The 1,579-nt window shown below is 71.8% G+C and carries 2 protein-coding genes; both read left to right on the top strand.

Annotated elements, in window-relative coordinates; all coding sequences use genetic code 11:
- Positions 1-135: 135 nt before the first annotated feature.
- The gene (locus tag ACFU7Z_RS39375; RefSeq protein WP_380782976.1) at positions 136-1,098 is read left to right on the top strand and encodes a glycosyltransferase family 2 protein; all 963 of its coding nucleotides are present in this window, start codon (positions 136-138) and stop codon (positions 1,096-1,098) included.
- Positions 1,095-1,544 carry a GtrA family protein gene (locus tag ACFU7Z_RS39370; RefSeq protein ID WP_380782974.1) on the top strand — a complete coding sequence of 150 codons (450 nt, stop codon included), beginning with the start codon at positions 1,095-1,097 and terminating at the stop codon, positions 1,542-1,544. Before ACFU7Z_RS39375 ends, ACFU7Z_RS39370 begins: the two co-directional genes overlap by 4 nt.
- The last annotated feature ends 35 nt before the right edge of the window (positions 1,545-1,579 follow it).

Here is a 1,579-nt window from a genome sequence, read left to right as displayed (position 1 = left end):
CCGCACGGTGCGCGGGGCCCTTCGGCGTCTCATGGGCAGTTCACCGGAGCGCACCGCCTTTCAGCGGCCGCTCATCGCAGACTGTTATGGTCGGGCCACCATCCAGCCCGCCGTCGCGGAAAGTGGGACCAACGCATGTCAACGGCACCGCTGTTGTCGGTCGTGATGCCGATCTACAACGAGCAGGAGGCGCTCCCGCTGACCGTCGAACGGCTGCGGCCGATCCTCGACGGGCTCGACGTGGCCTACGAGGTGGTCGGGGTGGACGACGGCAGCACCGACGTCACCCCGGTGCTGATGCAGAAGATCCGCCAGGACTGGCCGGAGTTCCGCATCGTCCGCTTCGCCCGCAACTCCGGGCACCAGGCCGCCCTCACCGCCGGCATCCACCGCGCCCACGGCGACTACGTGGTCTCCATCGACGCCGACCTCCAGGACCCGCCGGAGAAGATCCCCGAGATGCTGGAGCTCGCCCGCGAGCAGCACCTGGACATCGTCTACGGCGTGCGCGGCGACCGCGGCACCGACACCTTCTTCAAGCGGCACACCGCCGGCGGCTACTACTGGCTGATGCGCAAGCTGGTCGGCAAGCGGATGCCCAACCAGGCCGGCGACTTCCGGCTGCTCAGCCGGGCGGCGGTGGACGCGCTCAAGGCGATGCCCGAGCACCAGCCGGTCTACCGGCTGCTGGTGCCGTGGCTGGGCTTCCCCAGCGGCGAGGTGGTCTACGTGCGCGAGGAGCGGGTCGCGGGCAGCACCCACTACCCGCTCTCGAAGATGCTCCGGCTCGCGCTGGACAGCGTCACCAACTTCTCCGCCGCCCCGCTGCGGCTGGCCACCTGGCTGGGGCTGTTCAGCTTCCTGGTCTGCCTCCTGCTGGCGATCTACACCACGGTCGCGTACGCCGTCGGCTCCACCGTGCCCGGCTGGTCCTCGCTGTTCATAGGGATGCTCTTCATCGGCGCCGTGCAGCTGGTCTGCGTCGGCCTGCTCGGCGAGTACGTCGGCCGGATCTACTCGGCGGTCCAGGCCCGGCCCGCGTACTTCGTCGGCTACGACTCCGCCGAGGAGCAGGGCCGGTACGGTACGGGCGCGTGAACGAGACCCTCTCCGCGGACCGGGGCGAGCGCGACGAGCCCGCCGGGGCGGCCCGGCCGGTCCGCCGGCAGCTGCCGTCCTTCCTGGTCATCGGGGTGCTGAGCACCCTCTTCTACCTGGCCCTGTTCGTCCTGCTGCGGCTGGTCGCCTCCTCGCAGACGGCCAACCTGGTGGCCCTGGCGGTCAGCGCGGTGGCCAACACCGCGGCCAACCGCCGCTTCACCTTCGGCATCACCGGCTCGGACGGCGCGGTGCGCCACCAGCTCCAGGGCGCGGTCGCGTTCCTGATCGGGCTGGGCCTCAGCAGCGGCGCGCTGGCGCTGCTGGACGCGGCGCTGCCGCACGCCTCCCGGGTGGTCGAGGTGGCCGGGCTGGTGGCGGCCAACGGCCTCGCCACGGTGGCCCGGTTCGTGCTGCTCAAGCTGTGGGTCTTCCGGAGGCGCTGAGCCCGGCGCGCGGCCGGCGGCCGGTACGACGACGG

It is taken from the genome of Kitasatospora sp. NPDC057518, assembly GCF_042802075.1.
In the GTDB taxonomy this organism is placed as follows: Bacteria; Actinomycetota; Actinomycetes; order Streptomycetales; family Streptomycetaceae; genus Kitasatospora.
This window is presented reverse-complemented; position numbering and strand designations above follow the sequence as displayed.